18 protein-coding genes and 3 rRNA genes are annotated in these 24,535 nt (G+C 68.2%); 17 read left to right on the forward strand and 4 right to left on the reverse strand.

Going from position 1 to position 24,535, the window contains the following annotated elements:
• Positions 1–120: 120 nt before the first annotated feature.
• Positions 121–1,971 (forward strand): dihydroxy-acid dehydratase, encoded by a 1,851-nt coding sequence (gene ilvD, locus QFZ58_RS21085; RefSeq protein ID WP_307126461.1) that lies wholly within the window; start codon positions 121–123, stop codon positions 1,969–1,971.
• Positions 1,972–2,005: 34 nt separating this feature from the next.
• Here ilvD and QFZ58_RS21090 read toward each other — a convergent pair whose 3' ends face one another.
• Entirely contained in the window at positions 2,006–4,177 is a 2,172-nt protein-coding gene (locus tag QFZ58_RS21090; RefSeq protein ID WP_307128942.1) for a PQQ-binding-like beta-propeller repeat protein, read from the reverse strand.
• Positions 4,178–4,300: 123 nt separating this feature from the next.
• Here QFZ58_RS21090 and QFZ58_RS21095 point away from each other — a divergent pair, with 123 nt between their 5' ends.
• The 16 genes from QFZ58_RS21095 (at position 4,301) to QFZ58_RS21170 (ending at position 20,729) form a co-directional block, all read left to right on the forward strand.
• Complete coding sequence (locus QFZ58_RS21095) at positions 4,301–4,627, forward strand: SH3 domain-containing protein (RefSeq protein ID WP_307126462.1); 327 nt, start codon at positions 4,301–4,303, stop codon at positions 4,625–4,627.
• 34 nt (positions 4,628–4,661) lie between these two features.
• On the forward strand, positions 4,662–5,195 hold the full coding sequence (locus QFZ58_RS21100) for a hypothetical protein (protein ID WP_307126463.1): 534 nt from the start codon (positions 4,662–4,664) through the stop codon (positions 5,193–5,195).
• Between the two features lie 209 nt (positions 5,196–5,404).
• Positions 5,405–6,187, forward strand: coding sequence for an ABC transporter ATP-binding protein (locus QFZ58_RS21105; protein ID WP_307126464.1), 783 nt, complete (start codon positions 5,405–5,407; stop codon positions 6,185–6,187).
• Positions 6,184–6,942, forward strand: coding sequence for an ABC transporter permease (locus QFZ58_RS21110; protein ID WP_307126465.1), 759 nt, complete (start codon positions 6,184–6,186; stop codon positions 6,940–6,942). Before QFZ58_RS21105 ends, QFZ58_RS21110 begins: the two co-directional genes overlap by 4 nt.
• Before the next feature lie 57 nt (positions 6,943–6,999).
• The gene (proC, locus tag QFZ58_RS21115) at positions 7,000–7,809 is read left to right on the forward strand and encodes a pyrroline-5-carboxylate reductase (protein WP_307126466.1); all 810 of its coding nucleotides are present in this window, start codon (positions 7,000–7,002) and stop codon (positions 7,807–7,809) included.
• 787 nt (positions 7,810–8,596) lie between these two features.
• Positions 8,597–10,122, forward strand: a 16S ribosomal RNA gene (locus tag QFZ58_RS21120).
• A gap of 298 nt (positions 10,123–10,420) precedes the next feature.
• Positions 10,421–13,546: ribosomal RNA gene (locus QFZ58_RS21125) — 23S ribosomal RNA — on the forward strand.
• Between the two features lie 79 nt (positions 13,547–13,625).
• Positions 13,626–13,742: ribosomal RNA gene (gene rrf, locus QFZ58_RS21130) — 5S ribosomal RNA — on the forward strand.
• The 16S, 23S and 5S rRNA genes sit together here, the layout of an rRNA operon.
• A 72-nt stretch (positions 13,743–13,814) precedes the next feature.
• Positions 13,815–14,459 (forward strand): HAD family phosphatase, encoded by a 645-nt coding sequence (locus tag QFZ58_RS21135; RefSeq protein WP_307126467.1) that lies wholly within the window; start codon positions 13,815–13,817, stop codon positions 14,457–14,459.
• Between the two features lie 42 nt (positions 14,460–14,501).
• Positions 14,502–15,701, forward strand: a complete 1,200-nt coding sequence (locus QFZ58_RS21140; protein WP_307126468.1) for an MFS transporter — start codon at positions 14,502–14,504, stop codon at positions 15,699–15,701.
• Positions 15,670–16,842 (forward strand): acetoin utilization protein AcuC, encoded by a 1,173-nt coding sequence (locus QFZ58_RS21145; protein ID WP_307126469.1) that lies wholly within the window; start codon positions 15,670–15,672, stop codon positions 16,840–16,842. Before QFZ58_RS21140 ends, QFZ58_RS21145 begins: the two co-directional genes overlap by 32 nt.
• A gap of 115 nt (positions 16,843–16,957) precedes the next feature.
• On the forward strand, positions 16,958–17,773 hold the full coding sequence (locus tag QFZ58_RS21150; RefSeq protein WP_307126470.1) for a phosphatase: 816 nt from the start codon (positions 16,958–16,960) through the stop codon (positions 17,771–17,773).
• A gap of 128 nt (positions 17,774–17,901) precedes the next feature.
• Positions 17,902–18,114, forward strand: a complete 213-nt coding sequence (locus tag QFZ58_RS21155; RefSeq protein WP_014046653.1) for a helix-turn-helix domain-containing protein — start codon at positions 17,902–17,904, stop codon at positions 18,112–18,114.
• A 110-nt stretch (positions 18,115–18,224) separates the two neighbouring features.
• Entirely contained in the window at positions 18,225–18,323 is a 99-nt protein-coding gene (locus QFZ58_RS21160) for a 30S ribosomal protein bS22 (RefSeq protein ID WP_003948845.1), read from the forward strand.
• 269 nt (positions 18,324–18,592) lie between these two features.
• Entirely contained in the window at positions 18,593–19,663 is a 1,071-nt protein-coding gene (locus tag QFZ58_RS21165) for an NAD-dependent epimerase/dehydratase family protein (RefSeq protein WP_307126471.1), read from the forward strand.
• A gap of 16 nt (positions 19,664–19,679) precedes the next feature.
• Entirely contained in the window at positions 19,680–20,729 is a 1,050-nt protein-coding gene (locus tag QFZ58_RS21170; protein ID WP_307126472.1) for a lysophospholipid acyltransferase family protein, read from the forward strand.
• A gap of 65 nt (positions 20,730–20,794) precedes the next feature.
• On the opposite strand, the gene QFZ58_RS21175 is transcribed toward QFZ58_RS21170, so the two are convergent.
• From QFZ58_RS21175 to QFZ58_RS21185, 3 genes are all read right to left on the reverse strand, one after another.
• Positions 20,795–21,988, reverse strand: coding sequence for a DUF5667 domain-containing protein (locus QFZ58_RS21175; protein WP_307126473.1), 1,194 nt, complete (start codon positions 21,986–21,988; stop codon positions 20,795–20,797).
• 335 nt (positions 21,989–22,323) lie between these two features.
• The gene (locus QFZ58_RS21180; RefSeq protein WP_307126474.1) at positions 22,324–23,100 is read right to left on the reverse strand and encodes an ECF subfamily RNA polymerase sigma factor, BldN family; all 777 of its coding nucleotides are present in this window, start codon (positions 23,098–23,100) and stop codon (positions 22,324–22,326) included.
• Between the two features lie 391 nt (positions 23,101–23,491).
• Positions 23,492–24,454, reverse strand: a complete 963-nt coding sequence (locus QFZ58_RS21185; RefSeq protein ID WP_307126475.1) for an HAD family phosphatase — start codon at positions 24,452–24,454, stop codon at positions 23,492–23,494.
• Positions 24,455–24,535 lie beyond the last annotated feature (81 nt).

Consider the following 24,535-nt stretch of genomic DNA (forward strand, 5'->3'; position numbering starts at 1 on the left):
GGGACACGCCCGGCGCCCGTCCAGCGGGCACCGCGTCCCGCTATCCGGACACTGTGTCCAGATCCTGGAGACGGGGCGTACGCTCGGAGACAGTCTTTTCTGTCGAAGGAGCGAGCGACGATGCCCCAGCTGAGGTCCCGCACTGTCACCCACGGCCGCAACATGGCGGGCGCCCGCGCCCTTATGCGTGCGTCCGGTGTAGCGAGCGAGGACATCGGTAAGCCGATCATCGCGGTGGCCAACTCCTTCACGGAGTTCGTCCCGGGGCACACCCACCTCGCCCCGGTCGGCCGCATCGTCTCCGAGGCGATCAAGGCGGCGGGCGCCGTGCCCCGTGAGTTCAACACGATCGCCGTCGACGACGGCATCGCGATGGGCCACGGCGGGATGCTCTACAGCCTGCCCTCCCGCGACCTGATCGCGGACAGCGTGGAGTACATGGTCGAGGCGCACTGCGCCGACGCACTGATCTGCATCTCCAACTGCGACAAGATCACCCCCGGCATGCTGATGGCCGCGATGCGCCTCAACATCCCGACGGTCTTCGTCTCCGGCGGTCCGATGGAGGCCGGCAAGGCCACGCTCGTCGACGGCACGGTCCGCAAGCTCGACCTCGTCAACGCGATCAGCGACGCGGTCGACGAGAGCATCTCCGACGAGGACATCCTGCGTATCGAGGAGAACGCCTGCCCCACCTGCGGCAGCTGTTCCGGCATGTTCACGGCCAACTCGATGAACTGCCTGACCGAGGTCCTCGGTCTCTCCCTCCCGGGCAACGGCTCGGTCCTCGCCACCCACACAGCCCGCAGGGCGCTGTACGAGGAGGCCGGCCGCACGGTCGTCGACATCACCAAGCGCTACTACGAACAGGACGACGCGACCGTCCTGCCGCGCGCCATCGGCACCCGCGCCGCGTTCGACAACGCCATGGCGCTCGACATCGCCATGGGCGGCTCCACCAACACGATCCTGCACCTGCTCGCCGCGGCGGAGGAGGCGGAGCTCGCCTACGACCTCGACGACATCAACGAGGTCTCGCGCCGCGTCCCCTGCCTGTCCAAGGTCGCCCCCAACGTCGCCCCCGGCGGCACGTACTACATGGAGGACGTCCACCGGGCGGGCGGCATCCCCGCCCTCCTCGGTGAGCTGCACCGCGGCGGACTGCTGAACGAGGACGTGCACTCGGTCCACTCCGCGACCCTCGCCGAGTGGCTGAAGAACTGGGACGTCCGCGGCGGCTCCCCGTCCCCCGAGGCCGTCGAGCTCTGGCACGCGGCCCCCGGCTGCGTCCGCTCCGCGACCGCCTTCTCGCAGTCCGAGCGCTGGGACACCCTCGATCTGGACGCGGCCGGCGGCTGTATCCGCGACCTGGAGCACGCGTACTCCAAGGACGGCGGCCTGGCGGTCCTCAAGGGGAACCTCGCCGAGGACGGCTGTGTCGTGAAGACGGCCGGCGTCGACGAGTCGATCTGGACGTTCGAGGGCCCGGCCGTGGTCTGCGAGTCGCAGGAGGACGCCGTCGACAAGATCCTCCGCAAGGAGATCAAGGAGGGTGACGTCGTCGTCATCCGCTACGAGGGCCCGCGCGGCGGCCCCGGCATGCAGGAGATGCTCTACCCGACCTCGTTCCTGAAGGGCCGCGGCCTCGGCAAGAGCTGCGCACTCGTCACCGACGGCCGGTTCTCCGGCGGCACGTCGGGCCTGTCCATCGGGCACGCCTCGCCCGAGGCGGCGTCCGGCGGCACGATCGCGCTGGTCGAGGACGGCGACCGGATCCGGATCGACATCCCGGGGCGCTCCATCGAACTCCTCGTCCCCGAGGGGGAGCTCGCCACCCGCCGTGCGGCCCTGAACGGCGTGTACGCGCCGAAGAACCGCGAACGCAAGGTCTCGGCGGCCCTGCGCGCCTACGCGGCGATGGCGACGAGCGCGGACCGCGGCGCGGTCCGCGACGTCTCCAAGCTCGGCTGACGCCCGTCGTTCCCGGCCGGCCCCGCCCCTGGTGTCACCAGTGGGCGGGGTCGTCCGCGTCCACGGCGAAGACGGACCCGTCCGGGGCGGTCGCGACGACACTCCGTCCGAGGACCACGGGGGCGGGCAGGGACGAGGCGTGGCCGAGCTTCCCGTCCCGCAGCCGCGGCCGCGTCTGCCCCAGCAGGGTGCCGCGCTCCGCGTCGACGGCCAGCAGCCGTCCGTCGGCAGCCGAGAAGTACAGGCGGCCGCCCTTCCCGAGGACCGGCGCGGAGGTCAGGCCGACGGCCGTCTCCAGCCGCCACCGCTCGGCCTTCCCACCGCCGGGCCGGATGTCCACGGCCAGCAGTGTCCCGCCGCGCTCCAGCAGCCAGGCGGTGTCCCCGGCGACCACGACCCCCGGTTCGAGCATCCGGAAGGGCAGCGGTACCCGTGCCGCGCTCCGTCGCGCCGGGTCGTAGCGCACCAGCCCCGTGGTCTGCGCGTCTTCGTTCATGGACGTCAGCAGGAGCTCCCCGCCGGACGTCCCCACCGGGGTGAGCATCCCCTCCAGGCGGCGCTGCCAGGCGGTGCGCCCGGTTGCCGGCTCGACCGCCGTGACGAGCGTGGCCGTTCCCCGGGCGGTGTCCTCGAAGAGGTACGCGAGCCGCGTGGCGTCGTCGTACAGCGCGTAACCGGGCCGGTGGTGCCCCGGAACCGTGTGCCGCCAGCGGGACGCGCCGGTCGCCGCGTCGAGGCCCTGGGCCGTGCCGTCCGCGTCGGCCGTCAACAGCGTGTCACCCGCCGCGAACGGTGTGTCCAGGTACGCGGAGAGGTCCGCCTGCCATGCCTGGGTGCCCCGGCCGGGGGCGTAGGCCCGGAGCTCTCCGCCGGGCACGGCGGTGTACGCGGGGCCACCGGGGACCGTGCCCAGTTCCGCGTCGCCGGACGATCCGCTGCGGCGTGACCACAGGACCCGGCCGTCCGACGGGTCCAGCCGCGCAATGCCGAACCCGGCCGCGACGCAGTACAGCGCGGCGCCCGCGGGGGAGCAGGAAGGTGCCGAGCCGCCCGGGGACCGCAGAGGTGTCTGCCACGGCACGAAGGCGGCCGGGCGCTGCGCGCCGCCCCCGTCCGGGTCCGCGGCCCCGGGACCGCCGCCCCACGCCCCCGCGGCCCAGACGCAGCCGGCGGACAGCGAGGCGAGCACCGCGGCGGCGGTGGCGAGCCGGCGCCGGGTGGGGCGGGTACGCCCCGTACCGGGACCGGACGGCAGTCGCTCCACCGCCCGGACATGCGTCGTGCTCTCGTCCGTCCTGTCCGTCGCGACTGCGGAACCGACGACGGCGGAACCGACGGTGGCCGGGCGCCGCTGCGCCGGTACGAACGCGGTGGCCTCGTACGACGGAGGGTGCAGCGCCGCCATGATCTCGTCAGGGGTGGGCCGCTCGGCGGGGTCCTTGGCCAGGCACCGTCCGACGAGCGGGGCGAGGTCCGTGGGTACGCCCGCCAGATCGGCCTCGTCGTGCACCACCTGGTAGGCCACGAGGTAGGGGCTGTCCGAGTCGAAGGGCCCCCGGCCCGTCGCCGCGTGCACCAGCACCGCCCCCAGCGCGAACACGTCCGCGGCGGGCCCGACCTCACGGGGCCGCTGGAACTGCTCGGGCGCCATGTACGGGGGCGAGCCGATCAGCTTGCCCGTCTCGGTGCGGACGTCACTGTCGTACGGCCGGGAGATCCCGAAGTCGATGACCTTGGGCCCGGTGTCGGGGAGCAGCACGTTGCTCGGCTTCAGGTCGCGGTGGACGACCCCGGCCCGGTGGATGTCCCGCAGCGCCTCGGCGAGCCCGGCGGTGAGCCGGCGCAGCTCAGCGGGGCTCATCGGCCCGTTCCGTTTCACCTGCGCGGAGAGTGTCGGGCCGGGCACGTAAAGGGTGGCCATCCAGGGCAGCGCGGCGGTCGGGTCGGCGTCCACGACCGGTGCGGTGAACGCTCCGCTGACCCGCCGGGCCGCAGCCACCTCCTGGCGGAAACGCGCCCTGAACTCCGGGTCCGCCGCATGCTGCCGGTGCACGACCTTGACCGCGAGCTGCAGCCCGGAGGGCGAGCGCGCCAGGTGCACCACTCCCATGCCGCCCGCACCGAGACGTGCCTCGAGCCGGTACTGCCCGGCGTACTCCGGATGCTCCGCTTCCGGATGCGATCCGGTACCTCGCAGCGGCGGCATCGCCCACCCCCGTGTGTTCGTCCGCAAGCGCGACGCACGGAGCCTAGTCGATGGTGCGTGCGAGGCGCGTGGGGCTTGTTAGCCTGCGCGTCACGCATTTCCAATTCAACGGGGGAGGCCCTCATGGGCGTTGGGGAGAACACCGGCACCACCGACAGCACGGCCACGGGCGACGAGGAGGTGACGACGCTCGCCGCGAGCGTCGTCACCTACGCCATCGCCCCCGGCTACCGGGTGAACGTCCGCAAGGGCCCGGGCACGCAGTACGGCATCGTCCGGACGCTGCCGTACGGGATGAGCGTCCCGGTCTACTGCCAGAAGCCGGGGGAGTGGGTGTCCGGTCCGTACGGCACGTCGAACCTCTGGGACAACATCGCCAGCGGTCAGTTTGTGGCGGACGCTTACGTGCACACGGGCAGCGACGGCTACATCGCCCCGCGCTGCGACTGACACAGCCGGCCCTCGCCCGGGGATAATCGATCCCGTGAGCGAGAACAGCGAAGCATCCGGCATGACCTCCGGCGGTACGGCACCGGGGCCGCAGCCCGAACCCCTCCGTTTCTTCGGTACGACCTGGGTCGACCACGACGGCGGCTACGGGCTGCGGCGCGCGGGGGTCACCGTCGGCTCCCTCGCGGCGGCCGTGGCGTCGTGCTTCGTGCTCCGCTTCGCGTACCAGGGACTGGAGATCGCCGAGGTCGGCGGCTTCGTCGGCATGCTCGTCGTGCTGATGTTCGCGATCTGCAGCGCCATCGCCTTCCGCAGGACGTGGGAGGGCTTCACGCGCCGCCCCGCCGACCCGTCCGCCGAGGACCGGCTGCGCGGCCTCAAGTCGATCGGCTTCATCGGCTCGCTCCTCGCCTACTTCTTCCGCTCCTTCGCCGAAGCGCCGGGCGAGAAGCTGCGGCGCACGGAGTACGAGGCGGCGCTCGCCCAGTACGTCAAGCGCCGCTCGACCCGCACCGGCAATCCGGCAGCCCGCAGGAGCGCCAAGGGCAAGCGGCCCGGTCGCAGGTAGGCGGCCTCCGCGACCGGCCGCCCGCCCCGGCCCCCCGGTCCCGCTCCTCCCTCCGCCCCGCCCGCAGCCGCCGTGTCACCCGGGGCCGGCCCGTGCCGCGCTGCACGGGCCTTTTCCATGCCGTCCCGGCGAGGTGCCGGCCCCCCTCTCCGGCCGAACCCCGTGCCGATCCCCTTGACGCGGGCCTCCCTGCGACGCATATTCATCGAATGATGAATTACTCGGGCGCCGCGGGTCCGGCAGCCGTCGAGGCCCGCGCACTCACTGTCGTACGCGGGGACCGCACCGTCCTGCGCAGCCTCGACCTCACCGTCGAGCCGGGCAGGATCACCGGCCTCCTGGGCCCCTCGGGCTGCGGCAAGTCCACGCTCATGCGCGCAGTCGTCGGGACCCAGGCCAAGGTCACCGGGGCCCTCGACGTCCTCGGCCACCCCGCCGGCCACCCCGCGCTGCGCCCCCGCGTCGGCTACGTCACCCAGGCCCCGTCGGTCTACACCGACCTCACGGTCCGCCAGAACCTGGACTACTTCGCGGCCGTGCTCCGGCCGGGTCGCGGTCACGGCGAGTCCCGCCGGGACGCGGTCACCCGCGCCATCCAGGACGTCGACCTCACCGGTCACGCCGACGCCCTGGCCGGGAACCTCTCCGGCGGCCAGCGCAGCCGCGTCTCCCTCGCCGTCGCCCTGCTGGGCACACCCGAACTCCTGGTTCTCGACGAACCGACCGTCGGCCTCGACCCCGTGCTCCGGCGGGATCTGTGGAACCTCTTCCACACACTCGCCGCCGACCGGGGCACCACGATCCTCGTCTCCTCGCACGTCATGGACGAGGCCGAGCGGTGCCATCGGCTGCTGCTGATGCGCGAGGGGGAGATCCTCGCCGAGGACACGCCCGAGGCCCTGCGTAGCCGCACCGGCTCCGCCACCGTCGAGGAGGCGTTCCTCCACCTCGTGGACGAAGCCGCCACCAGTCGCGAGGAGACGACACGATGAGCGCCGCAGCCACATCCGTGAGCCCCGCCCGCACCCTGGCCACCGCCGCCCGCGTCCTGCGACAGCTCCGCCACGACCCCCGCACCGTCGCGCTGCTGCTGATCATCCCCTTGTCGATGATCACGCTGCTGCGCTTCGTCTTCGACGCCAGTCCGCGCACCTTCGACTCCATCGGTGCGTCCCTGCTGGGGATCTTCCCGTTGATCACCATGTTCCTGGTGACCTCGATCGCCACCCTGCGCGAACGCACCTCGGGCACGCTGGAACGCCTCCTGGCCATGCCCCTGCGCAAGGGCGACCTGATCGCCGGTTACGCGCTGGCGTTCGGCGCAGTCGCCGTCGTCCAGTCGGTCCTGGCCACCGCCCTGTCCGTGTGGGTGCTCGGACTGGACGTCACCGGATCGCCCTGGCTCCTCCTGCTGGTCGCCCTGCTCGACGCACTCCTGGGCACCGCGCTCGGCCTGTTCGTCTCGGCGTTCGCCGCTTCCGAGTTCCAGGCGGTCCAGTTCATGCCGGCCGTGATCTTCCCGCAGCTGCTCCTGTGCGGCCTGTTCACCCCGCGCGACCGGATGCACCCCGTCCTCGAGGCGATCTCGAACGTCCTTCCCATGTCGTACGCGGTCGACGGCATGAACCAAGTCCTCACCCACACGGACGTCACCGCCGACTTCTCCCGCGACATCCTGGTCGTCGCGGGCTGCGCCCTGCTCGTCCTCTGCCTCGGAGCGGTCACCCTCCGCCGCCGCACCAGCTGACGCGCCGGTGCGAGGATGGCGGCGACGACGCGAACCGCCACCCGGAGGATGAACCGCATGACCCAGACAGTCGCAGTCCTCGGCACAGGAAAGATCGGCGAGGCCCTGCTCAGCGGCATGATCCGGGCCGGCTGGCGGGCACCGGGCCTGCTGGTCACCACCCGCCGCTCGGAGCGGGCCGAGGAGCTCCGTACCCGCTACGGCGTCGAGGCCGTGAGCAACGCGGAGGCGGCGAAGGCCGCCGACATCCTCATCCTCGCGGTCAAGCCCCAGGACATGGGCACCCTCCTGGGCGAACTGGCCCCCCACGTCACCGCCGACCGCCTCGTCATCAGCGCGGCCGCCGGCATCACGACCGCGTTCATCGAGGAACGCCTCACCGCCGGGACCCCGGTCGTACGCGTCATGCCCAACACGCCCGTCCTCGTGGACGAGGGCATGTCCGTCATCTCGGCGGGCAGCCACGCCACCGCCGAGCACCTGGCCCACGCGGACGCCATCTTCGGCGGTGTCGGCAAGACGCTGCGCGTCCCCGAGTCGCAGCAGGACGCGGCGACCGCGCTCTCCGGTTCCGGACCCGCCTACTTCTACTACCTCGTGGAGGCCATGACGGACGCGGGCATCCTGCTGGGCCTGCCCCGGGCACAGGCGCACGATCTGATCGTCCAGGCCGCCATCGGCGCCGCGATCATGCTGCGGGACAGCGGCGAACACCCGGTGAAGCTCCGCGAGGCCGTCACCAGCCCCGCCGGCACCACCATCAGTGCCATCAGGGAACTGGAGAACCACGGCGTACGGGCCGCTCTCATCGCCGCCCTGGAGGCGGCCCGCGACCGCAGCCGCGAGCTGGCCTCCGGAAACGGCTGACCGGCCACTCCACCGCGGCCGGCAATCCCACGCCGCTCACCACGCCCGCGAACCACCGCCGTGCGGCGTCACGGCGGTGGCCCACCCCACCTCGCCGATGCCGGCGACCGGCGGGTGGCGACCGGAGGTTGACACGGTCCCAGGTGGTCCGTAGTGTGCTCCGAGTTGTCCGACGTGAGCGCCGACCCCGGTCGGTCCCCGGACAGCCATTCCGCAGTAACCACTCGAAACGCGCGACATCTGTCGTACGTTTTTCTGTGCGCATGTGCGAAATGGGAATCAGCGTTCGAAGGTGACCCGATTAGCGTCGGGGCCGGGGATTCCGCTAAAGTCTCACTCGTCGGAACGGCCCAACCGCCGGGAAGACGAAACCCGCTGACCGGGAATCAGGCCCGAAAGGATCTGATAGAGTCGGACTCGCCGGAAAGGGAAACGCGAAAGCGAAGAACTGGAAAGCGAAACAGCAGGAACCCGCTTCGGCCGGGAATCGGACACGAAAGAGTCTGATAGAGTCGGAAACGCAAGAACGAAGGGAAGCGCCCGGAGGGCCCCGGTGAAACGGGACCGAAGGAAGCGTCCGTTCCTTGAGAACTCAACAGCGTGCCAAAAGTCAACGCCAGATATGTTGATACCCCGGCCTGCTTCGGCAGGTTGGTGGTTCCTTTGAAAAAGTCCTGCCGGCCTTTACCGGTCCGGTAGGCAACAACAGCGAGGACGCTGTGAACAACCGTTCTTATTCCGATCGGTTGTTCCGCTCTCGTGTTGTGATCCCGATTACGGGAAAACATTCACGGAGAGTTTGATCCTGGCTCAGGACGAACGCTGGCGGCGTGCTTAACACATGCAAGTCGAACGATGAAGCCTTTCGGGGTGGATTAGTGGCGAACGGGTGAGTAACACGTGGGCAATCTGCCCTTCACTCTGGGACAAGCCCTGGAAACGGGGTCTAATACCGGATAACACTCTGTCCCGCATGGGACGGGGTTAAAAGCTCCGGCGGTGAAGGATGAGCCCGCGGCCTATCAGCTTGTTGGTGGGGTGATGGCCTACCAAGGCGACGACGGGTAGCCGGCCTGAGAGGGCGACCGGCCACACTGGGACTGAGACACGGCCCAGACTCCTACGGGAGGCAGCAGTGGGGAATATTGCACAATGGGCGAAAGCCTGATGCAGCGACGCCGCGTGAGGGATGACGGCCTTCGGGTTGTAAACCTCTTTCAGCAGGGAAGAAGCGAAAGTGACGGTACCTGCAGAAGAAGCGCCGGCTAACTACGTGCCAGCAGCCGCGGTAATACGTAGGGCGCAAGCGTTGTCCGGAATTATTGGGCGTAAAGAGCTCGTAGGCGGCTTGTCACGTCGGATGTGAAAGCCCGGGGCTTAACCCCGGGTCTGCATTCGATACGGGCTAGCTAGAGTGTGGTAGGGGAGATCGGAATTCCTGGTGTAGCGGTGAAATGCGCAGATATCAGGAGGAACACCGGTGGCGAAGGCGGATCTCTGGGCCATTACTGACGCTGAGGAGCGAAAGCGTGGGGAGCGAACAGGATTAGATACCCTGGTAGTCCACGCCGTAAACGTTGGGAACTAGGTGTTGGCGACATTCCACGTCGTCGGTGCCGCAGCTAACGCATTAAGTTCCCCGCCTGGGGAGTACGGCCGCAAGGCTAAAACTCAAAGGAATTGACGGGGGCCCGCACAAGCAGCGGAGCATGTGGCTTAATTCGACGCAACGCGAAGAACCTTACCAAGGCTTGACATATACCGGAAAGCATCAGAGATGGTGCCCCCCTTGTGGTCGGTATACAGGTGGTGCATGGCTGTCGTCAGCTCGTGTCGTGAGATGTTGGGTTAAGTCCCGCAACGAGCGCAACCCTTGTTCTGTGTTGCCAGCATGCCCTTCGGGGTGATGGGGACTCACAGGAGACTGCCGGGGTCAACTCGGAGGAAGGTGGGGACGACGTCAAGTCATCATGCCCCTTATGTCTTGGGCTGCACACGTGCTACAATGGCCGGTACAATGAGCTGCGATGCCGCGAGGCGGAGCGAATCTCAAAAAGCCGGTCTCAGTTCGGATTGGGGTCTGCAACTCGACCCCATGAAGTCGGAGTTGCTAGTAATCGCAGATCAGCATTGCTGCGGTGAATACGTTCCCGGGCCTTGTACACACCGCCCGTCACGTCACGAAAGTCGGTAACACCCGAAGCCGGTGGCCCAACCCCTTGTGGGAGGGAGCTGTCGAAGGTGGGACTGGCGATTGGGACGAAGTCGTAACAAGGTAGCCGTACCGGAAGGTGCGGCTGGATCACCTCCTTTCTAAGGAGCACTTCTTACCCGGTTTTCCGGGTCAGAGGCCAGTACACCGGCGAATGTTCGGTGCTGGTTGCTCATGGGTGGAACGTTGACTATTCGGCACGGTTGGCTGGTTTTCGTTAGTACTGCTTCGGCGTGGAACACGAGAACGGGTTGATTGTGCCGGGCACGCTGTTGGGTATCTGAAGGTATGGCCGTGAGGTCGCCTTCGGTTGCCGGCCCCAGTGAACTCGCCTGTAAGGGTGGGGTGATGGGTGGCTGGTCGTTGTTTGAGAACTGCACAGTGGACGCGAGCATCTGTGGCCAAGTTTTTAAGGGCGCACGGTGGATGCCTTGGCACCAGGAACCGATGAAGGACGTGGGAGGCCACGATAGTCCCCGGGGAGCTGTCAACCAAGCTTTGATCCGGGGGTTTCCGAATGGGGAAACCCGGCAGCCGTCATGGGCTGTCACCCGCTGCTGAACACATAGGCAGTGTGGAGGGAACGAGGGGAAGTGAAACATCTCAGTACCCTCAGGAAGAGAAAACAACCGTGATTCCGGGAGTAGTGGCGAGCGAAACTGGATCAGGCCAAACCGTATGCGTGTGATACCCGGCAGGGGTTGCGCATACGGGGTTGTGGGATCTCTCTTTCACAGTCTGCCGGCTGTGAGGCGAGTCAGAAACCGTTGATGTAGGCGAAGGACATGCGAAAGGTCCGGCGTAGAGGGTAAGACCCCCGTAGCTGAAACATCAACGGCTCGTTTGAGAGACACCCAAGTAGCACGGGGCCCGAGAAATCCCGTGTGAATCTGGCGGGACCACCCGCTAAGCCTAAATATTCCCTGGTGACCGATAGCGGATAGTACCGTGAGGGAATGGTGAAAAGTACCGCGGGAGCGGAGTGAAATAGTACCTGAAACCGTGTGCCTACAAGCCGTGGGAGCGTCGCTGTATGTGCTTGCACATGCAGTCGTGACTGCGTGCCTTTTGAAGAATGAGCCTGCGAGTTAGCGGTGTGTAGCGAGGTTAACCCGTGTGGGGAAGCCGTAGCGAAAGCGAGTCCGAATAGGGCGATTGAGTTGCACGCTCTAGACCCGAAGCGGAGTGATCTAGCCATGGGCAGGTTGAAGCGGAGGTAAGACTTCGTGGAGGACCGAACCCACCAGGGTTGAAAACCTGGGGGATGACCTGTGGTTAGGGGTGAAAGGCCAATCAAACTCCGTGATAGCTGGTTCTCCCCGAAATGCATTTAGGTGCAGCGTCGTGTGTTTCTTGCCGGAGGTAGAGCACTGGATAGGCGATGGGCCCTACCGGGTTACTGACCTTAGCCAAACTCCGAATGCCGGTAAGTGAGAGCACGGCAGTGAGACTGTGGGGGATAAGCTCCATGGTCGAGAGGGAAACAGCCCAGAGCATCGACTAAGGCCCCTAAGCGTACGCTAAGTGGGAAAGGATGTGGAGTCGCAGAGACAACCAGGAGGTTGGCTTAGAAGCAGCCACCCTTGAAAGAGTGCGTAATAGCTCACTGGTCAAGTGATTCCGCGCCGACAATGTAGCGGGGCTCAAGCGTACCGCCGAAGTCGTGTCATTCATACACATATCCCCAACGGGAGTATGGATGGGTAGGGGAGCGTCGTGTGCCGGGTGAAGCAGCCGCGGAAGCGAGTTGTGGACGGTTCACGAGTGAGAATGCAGGCATGAGTAGCGATACACACGTGAGAAACGTGTGCGCCGATTGACTAAGGGTTCCTGGGTCAAGCTGATCTGCCCAGGGTAAGTCGGGACCTAAGGCGAGGCCGACAGGCGTAGTCGATGGACAACCGGTTGATATTCCGGTACCCGCTTTGAAACGCCCAATACTGAATCAGGCGATGCTAAGTCCGTGAAGCCGGCCCGATCTCTTCGGAGTTGAGGGTAGTGGTGGAGCCGACGAACCAGACTTGTATTAGGTAAGCGATGGGGTGACGCAGGAAGGTAGTCCAGCCCGGGCGGTGGTTGTCCCGGGGTAAGGGTGTAGGCCGTGTGGTAGGCAAATCCGTCACACATTAAGGCTGAGACCTGATGCCGAGCCGATTGTGGTGAAGTGGATGATCCTATGCTGTCGAGAAAAGCCTCTAGCGAGTTTCATGGCGGCCCGTACCCTAAACCGACTCAGGTAGTCAGGTAGAGAATACCGAGGCGTTCGGGTGAACTATGGTTAAGGAACTCGGCAAAATGCCCCCGTAACTTCGGGAGAAGGGGGGCCATCACTGGTGATTGGATTTACTCCATGAGCTGGGGGTGGCCGCAGAGACCAGCGAGAAGCGACTGTTTACTAAAAACACAGGTCCGTGCGAAGCCGTAAGGCGATGTATACGGACTGACGCCTGCCCGGTGCTGGAACGTTAAGGGGACCGGTTAGTGCACTTTCGGGTGTGCGAAGCTGAGAACTTAAGCGCCAGTAAACGGCGGTGGTAACTATAACCATCCTAAGGTAGCGAAATTCCTTGTCGGGTAAGTTCCGACCTGCACGAATGGCGTAACGACTTCTCGACTGTCTCAACCATAGGCCCGGTGAAATTGCACTACGAGTAAAGATGCTCGTTTCGCGCAGCAGGACGGAAAGACCCCGGGACCTTTACTATAGTTTGATATTGGTGTTCGGTTCGGCTTGTGTAGGATAGGTGGGAGACTTTGAAGCGGCCACGCCAGTGGTTGTGGAGTCGTCCTTGAAATACCACTCTGGTCGTGCTGGATGTCTAACCTGGGTCCGTGATCCGGATCAGGGACAGTGTCTGATGGGTAGTTTAACTGGGGCGGTTGCCTCCTAAAGAGTAACGGAGGCGCCCAAAGGTTCCCTCAGCCTGGTTGGCAATCAGGTGTTGAGTGTAAGTGCACAAGGGAGCTTGACTGTGAGACCGACGGGTCGAGCAGGGACGAAAGTCGGGACTAGTGATCCGGCAGTGGCTTGTGGAAGCGCTGTCGCTCAACGGATAAAAGGTACCCCGGGGATAACAGGCTGATCTTCCCCAAGAGTCCATATCGACGGGATGGTTTGGCACCTCGATGTCGGCTCGTCGCATCCTGGGGCTGGAGTCGGTCCCAAGGGTTGGGCTGTTCGCCCATTAAAGCGGTACGCGAGCTGGGTTTAGAACGTCGTGAGACAGTTCGGTCCCTATCCGCTGTGCGCGTAGGAATATTGAGAAGGGCTGTCCCTAGTACGAGAGGACCGGGACGGACGAACCTCTGGTGTGCCAGTTGTCCTGCCAAGGGCATGGCTGGTTGGCTACGTTCGGAAAGGATAACCGCTGAAAGCATCTAAGCGGGAAGCCTGCTTCAAGATGAGTATTCCCACCACCTTGAGTGGTTAAGGCTCCCAGTAGACGACTGGGTTGATAGGCCAGATGTGGAAGCCTCGGTAACGGGTGGAGCTGACTGGTACTAATAGGCCGAGGGCTTGTCCTCAGTTGCTCGCGTCCACTGTGTTAGTTCTGAAATAACGAACGGCCGTGTTTTCATCCGGTGTTGGTTAATTTCATAGTGTTTCGGTGGTCATTGCGTTAGGGAAACGCCCGGTTACATTCCGAACCCGGAAGCTAAGCCTTTCAGCGCCGATGGTACTGCAGGGGGGACCCTGTGGGAGAGTAGGACGCCGCCGAACAATTATTCCGGGAAAGCCCCGTGCCCTTGTGGCACGGGGCTTTTCTGCGTTCTGAGCGTCTAGGGTCGAACCATGCGCTACGAACTGGTCATCTTCGACAACGATGGTGTGCTCGTCGACAGTGAGCCGCTCTCCAACACCGTCCTCGCCGGCTACCTCACCGAGCTCGGCCACCCCACCTCGTACGAGGAGTCGCTCCGCGACTACATGGGGGCCGCTGTCCACCGGGTGCACGACCTCGTGGAGGAGCGGACCGGCCAGAAGCTCCCCGAGTCATTCGACGAGGAACTGCACAGGCGAACCATCGCCGCGTTCCAGGACGAGCTGGTCGTGGTGGAGGGCGTCGAGGAGCTCCTCGGCACGCTCGTCGCCGAAGGGGTGGCGTACTGCGTCGCCTCGTCCGGAAGCCACCAGAAGATCGCGGCAGGACACCGCAGGACCGGGCTGGACCAGTGGTTCGAGGACGAGTGGATCTTCAGCTCCGAGGACGTCGGCCGCGGAAAGCCCGCCCCGGACCTGTTCCTCCACGCTGCCGAGCGCATGGGTGTCGCCCCCGAGCGGTGTGTCGTCGTCGAGGACAGCCCGCTCGGCGTCGAGGCCGCCCGCGCGGCCGGGATGGACGTGTACGGATTCACCTCGATGATGCCGGCGGACCGGCTCGTCGGCGTCACCGGGCACTTCTCCGACATGTCGCAGCTCCCCAAACTGCTTGCCTGATCGATCTACCCAGCGGTAGCCCGGCGCTCTACGCTCGCGGCCATGACGGATGCGCGGTTGCGTCACGGCAGGGTGTCCCTGGCCCTCAGCTTCCTGGTGCAGGGGGTGGCCTTCGCGCTGCTCGTGACGCGTATCCCGGCCATCCAGGACCGGTACGGGATATCGGACGGGCTGCTGCCCGTCTTCCTGGCAGCCGTACCGGTCCTGGCGGGGGTGGCCAGTGTGGCCACCGAGAAGGTCGTCGCGCGGGTGCGGCCCGGGGTCGTGCTCCGGTGGGCGCAGCCCGTCGTGCTGCTGGCGCTCCTCGGCGTCGGCGCCGGCAGCCGGGTGTGGCAGGTCGCCGTGGCGCTCGGCGTCTTCGGTCTGGCCGTCGGTGCGTTGGACGCCTCGATGAACATGATGGGCGTCAGTCTCCAGCGGGCGTACGGGCGCAGCATCATGCTCGGGTTCCACGCCGCCTACAGCCTGGGCGGGATCGTGGGGGCGTCGACGGCGTGGGCCGGCGCCCACTGGGATCTGTCGTTGCTCGTGTCCTACCTGCCGGCCGTGCTCCTTCTGCTGCCCGCGGCCCTCGTGGGGAGCCGGTGGTACGCGGAGGGCAAGGACCCCGCCGAGGCGTCGTCCGGGCCGGGGGCGGAGGTGGCGGTGCCGTTCACCCTGCTCCTGCCGCTCTGCCTGGTGATGGCGTTCGCGTACATCGGGGACTCGACGGTCTCCAACTGGAGCGCGAAGTACCTGCAGGACGTGCTGGGCAGTTCGGAGCAGCTGGCGACGGTCCCGTACAACGTCTACATGGTGACCACGTTGCTGGGACGGGCCGTCGGGGACCTCGGGGTGCGGCGGTTCGGGGCGGTGGCCGTGGTGCGGGGCGGGAGTGTCCTGGCGGCCGCGGGGTTCGCAGTGGTCGCCGTGGCGCCGGGGGCATGGTGGGGGATGCTCGGGTTCACCATGCTCGGGTTCGGGCTCTGTGTGATCGTGCCGCAGACGTTCGCGGCCGCGGGGCGGATGTTCCCCGGGGCGAGCGATGTGGCCGTGGCCCGGCTGAACGTCTTCAACTATGTGGGGTTCCTGGTCGGGTCGCCGCTGGTGGGCGCACTCGGCGATGCGTGGAGCTATCGCGGTGCGATGGTCGTGCCGATGGTGCTGGTCCTTGCGACGCTCGTGTACGCCCGGTCGTTCGGCTCGGAGTCCGCCCGATACGGTGGCGGGCATGAGCGGGCGCGCGCGGCTGATGTGGGATGAGGCAGTAACGGGTTACGACTTCGGGTCCGGTCATCCGATGGACCCTGTGAGACTGGCGCTGACGATGGGGCTGGTCCGGGCGTTCGGCCTCGACGGGGCGGTGGACGTGCGGTCGGCGAAGGCCGCGGGGGAGTCCACGCTGCGGCTGGTGCACCGCGAGGACTACGTGGCGGCGGTCAGGGCCGCGTCAGCGGACCCGCGGGCCGCCGATCAGGCGTACGGGCTCGGGACGGCCGACGATCCAGCGTTCGCCGGGATGCACGGGGTGTCGGCGCTCATTGCCGGGCTCTCGGTGGGGGCCGCGGAGTCGGTGTGGCGCGGGGAGACCGCGCACGCCGTGAACTTCACGGGCGGCCTGCACCACGCCATGCCCGGCGGCGCAGCGGGCTTCTGCATCTACAACGACCCGGCGCTGGCCATCGCCCGGCTCCTGGAACTGGGAGCGGAACGGGTGGCGTACGTCGACGTGGACGTCCACCACGGGGACGGGGTGCAGGCGGCGTTCTGGGAGGACCCGCGGGTCCTGACCGTGTCGCTGCACGAGCACCCGCGCACGTTGTTCCCGCAGACCGGCTGGCCGGAGGAGACCGGTTCCGGCGCGGGTGAGGGCGGCGCGGTGAACGTGGCGCTGCCGGCGGGTACGGGGGACGCGGGGTGGCTGCGGGCGTTCCACGCGGTGGTCCCGGAGCTGCTGGCGGACTTCCGGCCGCAGGTGCTGGTGACCCAGCACGGGGCCGACACGCACTTCGAGGACCCGCTGGCCCACCTCGCCGTGTCCCTGGACGCCCAGCGCGCGGTCATGACGGCCTGTCACGATCTCGCCCATTCCTTCGCGGAGGACGGGCGTTGGGTGGCGCTGGGGGGCGGGGGGTACGCGGTGGTGGACGTGGTGCCGCGGTCATGGACCCATCTGGTGGGCATCGCCGCGCACGCTCCGGTGGATCCGGAGTCGGTGATCCCGTCCTCGTGGCGGGACGAGGTCTACGCCCGTACGCGGCAGTTGGGGCCGGCCCGGATGACGGACGGGCGTACGCCGTCGTGGCAGGCGTGGGAGGACGGGTACGACCCGGCGGACCGGCTGGACCAGGCGGTGCTGGCGACCAGGCGCTCGGTGTTCCCGCTGCGGGGGCTGCTCGCCTGAGGCAGGTGCCGGCCTGAGTGCGGCCACGGCCTCCCGCGCAAGTCCGGTTACGCCAACGGTGGGGCGGTCGCGCGTTCTGCCGCCCGGCGGGCCCCAGTGGGGCAGCATCGGGAGGGTGTTGAGCACCGGAGCGCTGCGCGCTCATCTGCTGGCGGCCCGGCTGGCCGGGCCCGTGGCCACGTCGCGGGAGAACAGCCTGCGGAGCTATCGGCTCTTCGCGGCGAGGGATCCGCGCGTGATGCTGGGGCTCGATCCGGACCGGGCCTGGGGGGAGCGGGACCTGCTGCGGCTGATGGCCGACCGATGCGGGGTGTCGGACGACCCCGGTCATGTGTCGGGGCTCGATGTGATCGATCCGGAGCGGACACTGGCCGGTCTGGAGGCGTTCGCGGAGCGGCTGGCGGACGCGGCGCGGAGGCGGGCCCCGGTGCTGTTCGGGACCGGGCATCCGCACCGGCTGCTCGGGTTCTACGCCGGGCTGGCAGACGCCGTGTCGGCGGTCGGGTGCACGGTGCTCACACCCGCGCAGGGCCGATGTGTCGACATAACGACCCCGTTCGGCGTACGTACGTACCACCTCGACTACGTACGGGGGGTCGCGCTGGTGCGCGAACCGGGCGTGCGGTCCCCGGGAAGTGGGACCGGCGCGCACACCCACTCGCCGCTGCCGGTCCGGGCCGTGCTGGAGCGGATCGCCGAGACCCGGGAGGTGCTGCCGGAGTTGGTGGTCGGGGACCACGGCTGGGTCTGCGGTGCAGGTCAGCTGGGGATCGAGGCGATCGGCCTGGCCGATACGGACGATCCCGCGCTGTTCGTGGGGGAGGCCGAGGGGCGGGTGTCCGTCGCTGTCCCTGTCGATGACGGGGTGCGATCGGAGTACTACCGGCCGCTCACTCGGTATGTACTCAATCGGGCACGTCTGTCACAGTAGGCGGCCGATCGTCTCACCTCTTCCCCACTCGCATCACCCGCCCCTAATCTGGGGAGTGAGCGCACAGCGACGAAGAGTCACCGGAGGGGAAGCCGGGGCGCGTCTCGTGCGGAAGGTACAGGTGGGTCATGGCTGCTGGCAGCGAGAGGCCTCTCAACGAGGTCAAGTTTCTGACCGTGGCGGAAGTCGCCTCGGTCATGAGGGTGTCGAAGATGACCGTGTACCGCTTGGTACACAGCGGTCATCTGCCTGCGATCAGGGTGGGAAGGTCCTTCCGGGTCCCGGAGCAAGCGGTTCACGAGTATCTCCGGGAGTCCTTCGTGGGGGTGGAGTCGGCCTGACGTCGCCCTCGGATTACGTCCCTCACGCGGTGGCGGGTAGGCTAGGCCGACGTAGGTCGTGTGGGCCCAGACGCCCCGCACCAGTGAAGAAGAAGTGAGCGAGGGTAGTCGTGGGCTCTGTTATCAAGAAGCGGCGTAAGCGGATGGCCAAGAAGAAGCACCGCAAGCTGCTCAAGCGCACGCGCGTTCAGCGTCGCAACAAGAAGTAAGCGAACGCAGTTCGTGAGTTCGAGGCCCTCCCGCCGTCCTGGTGGGGGGGCCTCGGCGCTTCTCCGGCCGGGTCCACCCGGGCGGTGCCCGGGGCGCTCCCGGCCCGCGTCCAGGGCCTCTCCCGCCCGGTGTCCTGCGGCGTCGGTGTGTTTCCCGCCATCGGTTCGGTAAAGCCGGTCATGGGGTCGTCACACGCCGACGTCCACCGGCTACGGTGACGGCCAGGGGAACACCCCGTTCGAGGAACGACCGACGGAAGGCGCTGATCTTGGGGAAGATCGTGCTCGTCACAGGCGCGGCCCGGCAGCTGGCAGGCCGCTTCGTACGGCGTGTGCAGCGCGATCCCGGGGTGGACCGGGTGATCGCGGTCGACGCGGTCACGCCCGGGCACCGACTGGGTGACGCCGTGTTCGTCATGGCGGACATCCGGCAGTCCGCGATCGCCAGGGTCCTGGCCGAGCACTCCGTGGACACCGTCGTCCATCTGGACGTCTCCGCCAGGGTGCTCGGCGCGGGCGGCCGGACGGCGGTCAAGGAGACCAACGTCATCGGCACCATGCAGCTGCTGGGTGCGTGCCAGAAGTCCCCTGCCGTCCAGCGGCTCGTGGTGAAGTCCAGCACGAGTGTCTACGGTTCGGCACCGCGTGATCCTGCGGTCTTCACCGAGACGACCCCGCCCAAGTCCCTGCCCAGCGGCGGCTTCGCGAAGGACGCGGTGGAGGTCGAGGGTTACGTGCGCGGCTTCGCCCGCCGCCGGCCGGACGTGGCCGTGTGCGTGCTCAGGTTCGCGAACATCCTCGGTCCCGCCCCCGATTCACCGCTCGCCGACTACCTGTCACTGCCGGTCCTGGCGACGGTCTTCGGCTACGACCCCCGGCTCCAGTTCGTCCACGAGGACGACGTCCTCGACGTCCTGGAGATCGCGGCCGGTGAGCCCCGGCGCGGGACGCTGAACAGCGGCACGTTCAACATCGCGGGCGACGGGGTGCTGCTGCTCTCGCAGTGCTCGAGGCGGCTCGGCCGGCCGACCGTGCCGGTCCTGCTGCCCGCCGTCACCTGGGTGGGCTCGGCGCTCCGTACGGTCGGGATGAGTGACTTCTCGCCGGAACAGATCCGGCTGCTCACCCATGGCAGAGTGGTCTCGACCGTGCAGATGCGCGAGACGCTGGGTTTCCGGCCGGTGTTCACCACCGCGGAGACGTTCGCGGAGTTCGCGCGGAGCCGGGGGCCGGGGCTGCTGCCGCCCGAGAGGATGAGCAGGGCCGTCGGCCGGCTGGCCGACCTGCCGTTCGCCGGGGACGCGGCCGGCACGGCACATTCGACTCACGGCGCCAGGTAGAGGAGCGCGACCCACGATGGCGGACGCCAAGGTCCTTCCGTTCGACGACGACCGTTCGCGCTCCGGTGCGGCCCGGCGCAGAACCGTGCTGCCGGGCGCCGGCCGGGGGCAGACGCCCACGGGGGCCGGTGCCGCGCCCGTCAGCGCCCTGCCGGGCGGACAGGTGCCGGAGGGGGCCGACCAGGCCGCGGCGGCCTCCCAGGAGCCGCAGGAGGCCTCGGGGCGCGGTGCGTGGGACAGGCGGATCGCGGGCGGGCTCGCGTTCCTGCGGCGGCGGGTCACGGGTGAGTACGACGTCGACGAGTTCGGCTACGACAAGGAACTCACCGACCAGGTCCTCATGTCGGTGCTGCGGCCGCTCGCGGAGACGTACTTCCGGGTCGAGGTCAAGGGCATCGAGAACATCCCGTCGGACGGTGGGGCGCTCATCGTGGCCAACCACTCGGGGACGCTTCCGCTGGACGGGCTGATGCTCCAGGTCGCCGTGCACGACAACCATCCGGCGGAGCGGCATCTGCGGCTGCTCGCGGCCGACCTGGTCTTCATGCTGCCCGTGGTCAACGAGCTGGCCAGGAAGGCCGGTCACACGCTGGCGTGCGCGGAGGACGCGGAACGGCTGCTGCAGCGCGGCGAGGTCGTCGGCGTGATGCCGGAGGGCTTCAAGGGCCTCGGCAAGCCGTTCGGCGAGCGGTACAAGCTGCAGCGCTTCGGGCGGGGCGGCTTCGTGTCGACGGCGCTGCGGGCCGGGGTGCCGATCGTGCCGTGCTCGATCGTGGGCGCCGAGGAGATCTATCCGATGATCGGCAACTCGAAGACGCTGGCGCGGATCCTGGGAGTCCCCTACTTCCCCATCACGCCGACGTTTCCGTGGCTGGGGCCGCTGGGGGCGGTGCCGTTGCCGACGAAGTGGACGATCCAGTTCGGTGAGCCGATCGAGACGGACGGCTATCCGCCCGAGGCGGCGGAGGACCCGATGCTGATGTTCAACCTGACCGACCAGGTGCGGGAACAGATCCAGCACACGCTGTACAGGCTGCTGGTGCAGCGCCGTTCGGTCTTCTTCTGACCGGGAGCACGCCGACGAGGAGGGGGCCGCCGATCGGGCGGCCCCCTCCTCGCGTCCCCGGCCGGCTACGGCTCGTGGTGCTCGCCGTCGATGCCGAGGCCGGGCAGCAGGCCCGGGAGCAGGGGCGGCAGGGTCACGTCCGGTGCGGGGGACGGGTCGGCTTTGCCGCCCGGGGCGGACGGGGTGGCGCCGCTGGTGGGAAGGTCGTCCAGCAGGCCGTCCGTGCCGCCGTCGACCAGGCCCTCGGACGGGCTGCTGCCCGAGCCGGAGGGTTTCGGAGTCGTGCTGCCGTCCACGCTGCCGCGTGGCGCCGGCGAGGACGGCGTCGTGTCGGCCGACTTCGAGGAGCCCGTGCCGTGGCCCGGGGAGCCGGACCGCCGTACGTCGTCGCCGCTGTCCGGGGTGCGTGGGAGCAGGGCCTGCAGGGGGGCGACCTCCTGGTCCATGGCCTCGAAGACGGAACTGACCTTGTCGCCGATGTCGCTCAACTGGACGGGCAGCCGGTCGCGGAGGCTGCTCCAGCTCGCGCGGTGCGAGCGGGAGAAGGTGTCCAGCGTCTGGATCGGTCCGAGGGAGCCGTCCCGCTGGTAGGCGGCGTGGAGCAGGCGGTGGCCCTCGATGGCGTTCTGCGTCATGCCGTCGAGCGTGCGTCTGACCTCGCCGAGCGACTCGTGATCCATCTCGCCGGCGCGGGCGCGCTCCATCAGCCGGCGGGCTTCGCTCAGGCGGGTCGACGCCTGGTCGAGGTAGACCTCGCCGCGGTCGGCGTCGCCGTTGGCCATGCCGAGGTGGATGTCCTCCATGCCGCGCTTGAGCCCGTACAGGGAGTCTCCCGGCAGGGCGTCGGAGCTGGCGGCGGCGACTCCGCCGAAGGCTCCCGCGGCCACTCCGACCGTGAGCCCGCCGGCGGTGAGGCCCTTGGCCCAGCGGGAGCGTGGACGCAATTTCCGGAGCGGGGAGGCCCGGTGGGCTCCCTTGCCCCGTTGTTCGGGCACCGTAAGGCCCGTGGACGCACCACCTTCGGCGAACATGGTTTCCATGGCGGCGACGAGCTGGGCTCGCTGCACCACTTTGACCTCGGGATCCAATTGAGGCTTCGGTAGCTCACCGAGGCCGTTCGCCAGGGCCGACAGCGTTCCGTGGTCGGCCTGTTCGGCCGGTTCCTCGGGCTGTACGGCCGCCGCACCCTGGGGCGACTGCTCCTCCAGGGCCTGGGCGAAGGCGTTCGCCCGCCGGTGTGCCGAAACGTTTGCGATCACTGGCGGCACCTCCTCTCGTCATGACGGTCGACTCCCCTGAGGGTCCGGAAGGTTGCCCACCGGACGCTTTTCCACACGATCGAGCGAGTGGATCCGGTCCGGGTGGCGACAGGGGGCCTGCATCCGGCACAACGAGTGGCGCGGCAGTTGGGTTACGGACGACGGGGGATCCTGCAGTGTGTCACGAGGGCGTCACCGGAGGTGACGGCGGCGGTGTGGCGGGGGCGCCGGTGGGCGCGCCGCCAGGCGGTCCCCGAGGCGGTCGGCAGGTGCCCCGTGGGCGGCCGTGGGGTGTCCGCGGCCGTCACGCGGCGGGTCCGCGGGTCCGAGGGATTTCAGCGGGCGTCGTCGGGCAGGAGGCGGGCGAGCGTGCGGACGGCGCGGTACTGCAGGGTCTTGATCGCGCCCTCGTTCTTGCCCATGACCCGGGCGGTCTCGGCGACCGAGAGGCCCTGCAGGAACCTCAGCGTGACGCACTCCTGCTGCTGTGGGTTGAGCCGTCGCACGGCCTGGAGCAGCGCGGCGTTGGAGAGGGACTCCAGGACCGAGTCCTCGGGACTCCGCGCGACCTCGTTGGCGTCGAGCATTTCGCCGGTGGTCACTTCCAGCCGGAAACGACTGGATTTGAAGTGGTCGGCGACCAGGTTCCGGGCGATGGTGACCAGCCAGGCGCCGAAGTCGCGGCCCTGCCAGGTGAAGGTGGAGATGCGGCGGAGTGCGCGCAGGAACGTCTCACTGGTGAGGTCCTCCGCTGTGGCCTTTCCTCCCACACGGTAGTAGATGTACCGGTACACGGTGTCGCTGTACTGGTCGTACAGGCGGCCGAAGGCCTCGGCCTCACCGGCCTGCGCGCGCTCGACGAGATCCATCATGCGCGCGCTGTCGCTGTCGGCTGTCGGCCGGCGGACGGCAGGCGTGGTCGTGGCGCCGCGGTTGCTGCGTCTTCCGACCGCCGCAGGGCGTTCGGCCAGCGCATAGCAAGGGCCGGCAGGTGCAGGGGTGGCAAATGCGGGGGCGGCGTACGCGGTGGGGACGAAGCCGCGCAAGAGGTCGAGGACCGTTGCGCGCAGCGTAGCCAGGCCCGAGGTGTCAACCCCGACGTGTGGGTACACGGGACTCCCAGAGGCAGAGCTTCCATCACGTGCAGTTCGAAAACCGTCACCCGTGGTAGTGGGTGACGAGCTCCTTATGCGTCTGAGGAGAATAACGCTTCGTACAGGCCGTGCTACGCCTAGTTGCTAAAATCATCGGTTACGTCGCTTCCGTAGCCTCTAAGTGACGGTTCAGGCGACAGATCGTGACCGGTAAATGAACGAATTGCTTCATCAACTGTCTGCGGAGGCGACGGGTTGTGGTCGTCCGTACGCAACGCGACTGGCCGGAGCGGTGGGTGGGGGAGGTCGGCGAACCCCTCACGTATGGCCGTACGTCCCCGGGCGTGGCCCGGAACGGGGGCGAGACCCGAACGCGGCCGAGGGCGGGTGGCGGTCGGCGCGTCCGGGTTCAGCGGCGGCGGCGGTGGAGGGCCACGGCGGCCGCGGTGCCACCGGCCAGGGCGCCGACGCCCGCTGCGGCCGGGATGCCGACCTTGGCCGCCTTGCGGCCGGTGCGGTAGTCGCGCAGCCGCCAGTCCAGGGCCCGGGCGTGCTTGCGCAGCTTGCTGTCCGGGTTGATCGCGTACGGGTGGCCGACCAGGGAGAGCATCGGGATGTCGTTGTGCGAGTCGCTGTACGCGGCGCAGCGCTCCAGGTCCAGGCCTTCCGCGACCGCCAGCGCGCGTACGGCCTCGGCCTTCGCCGGGCCGTGCAGCGGTTCACCGACCAGGCGGCCGGTGTAGACGCCGTCGACCGATTCGGCGACGGTGCCCAGGGCGCCGGTCAGGCCGAGGCGGCGGGCGATGATCGTGGCGGTCTCCACGGGGGCCGCCGTGACCAGCCAGACCTTCTGGCCCGCGTCGAGGTGGGCCTGTGCGAGGGCGCGGGTGCCGGGCCAGATGCGGTCGGCCATGTACTCGTCGTAGATCTCCTCGCCGATGGACATCAGCTCGGCGACGCGGTGGCCCTTGACGATGGACAGGGCGCTGTCGCGGGCGTCCTGCATGTGTTCCGGGTCCTCGACACCGGCCAGCCGGAACCAGGCCTGCTGCCAGGCGAACCGGGTCAGCTCCCGTCGCTGGAAGAACTTCCGCTTGTAGAGGCCCCGGCCGAAGTGGAAGAGCGCCGCGCCCTGCATGACGGTGTTGTCGAGGTCGAAGAAGGCTGCCGCCCGCTCGTCACCGGCCACCGGGAACGCCGGCTCGCCGGGCTCTCCGGCGGCGGTCAGAAGATCGGTGGCGTCGGGGGGAAAGGGGGACTCGTCGGCGGGGAGTGTCGCCTTCTGCGCTGCCTCGGCTGCGGCCTCGCCTGCCAGCACGCTCCGTGCTGTCGCGGGGCGCCTGCGAGGTGTGAGCCATCCAAGAGCGGCCATGGCGTGAGCATAGCCATTGCGTTCGGTCGTTCCCGACCCGGCGGGATGCGGCGGTGTGAACTCTTCGGGACGGTCCTGCCG

Origin of the sequence: Streptomyces sp. B1I3 (assembly GCF_030816615.1) — a bacterium.
Lineage (GTDB): Bacteria > Actinomycetota > Actinomycetes > Streptomycetales > Streptomycetaceae > Streptomyces.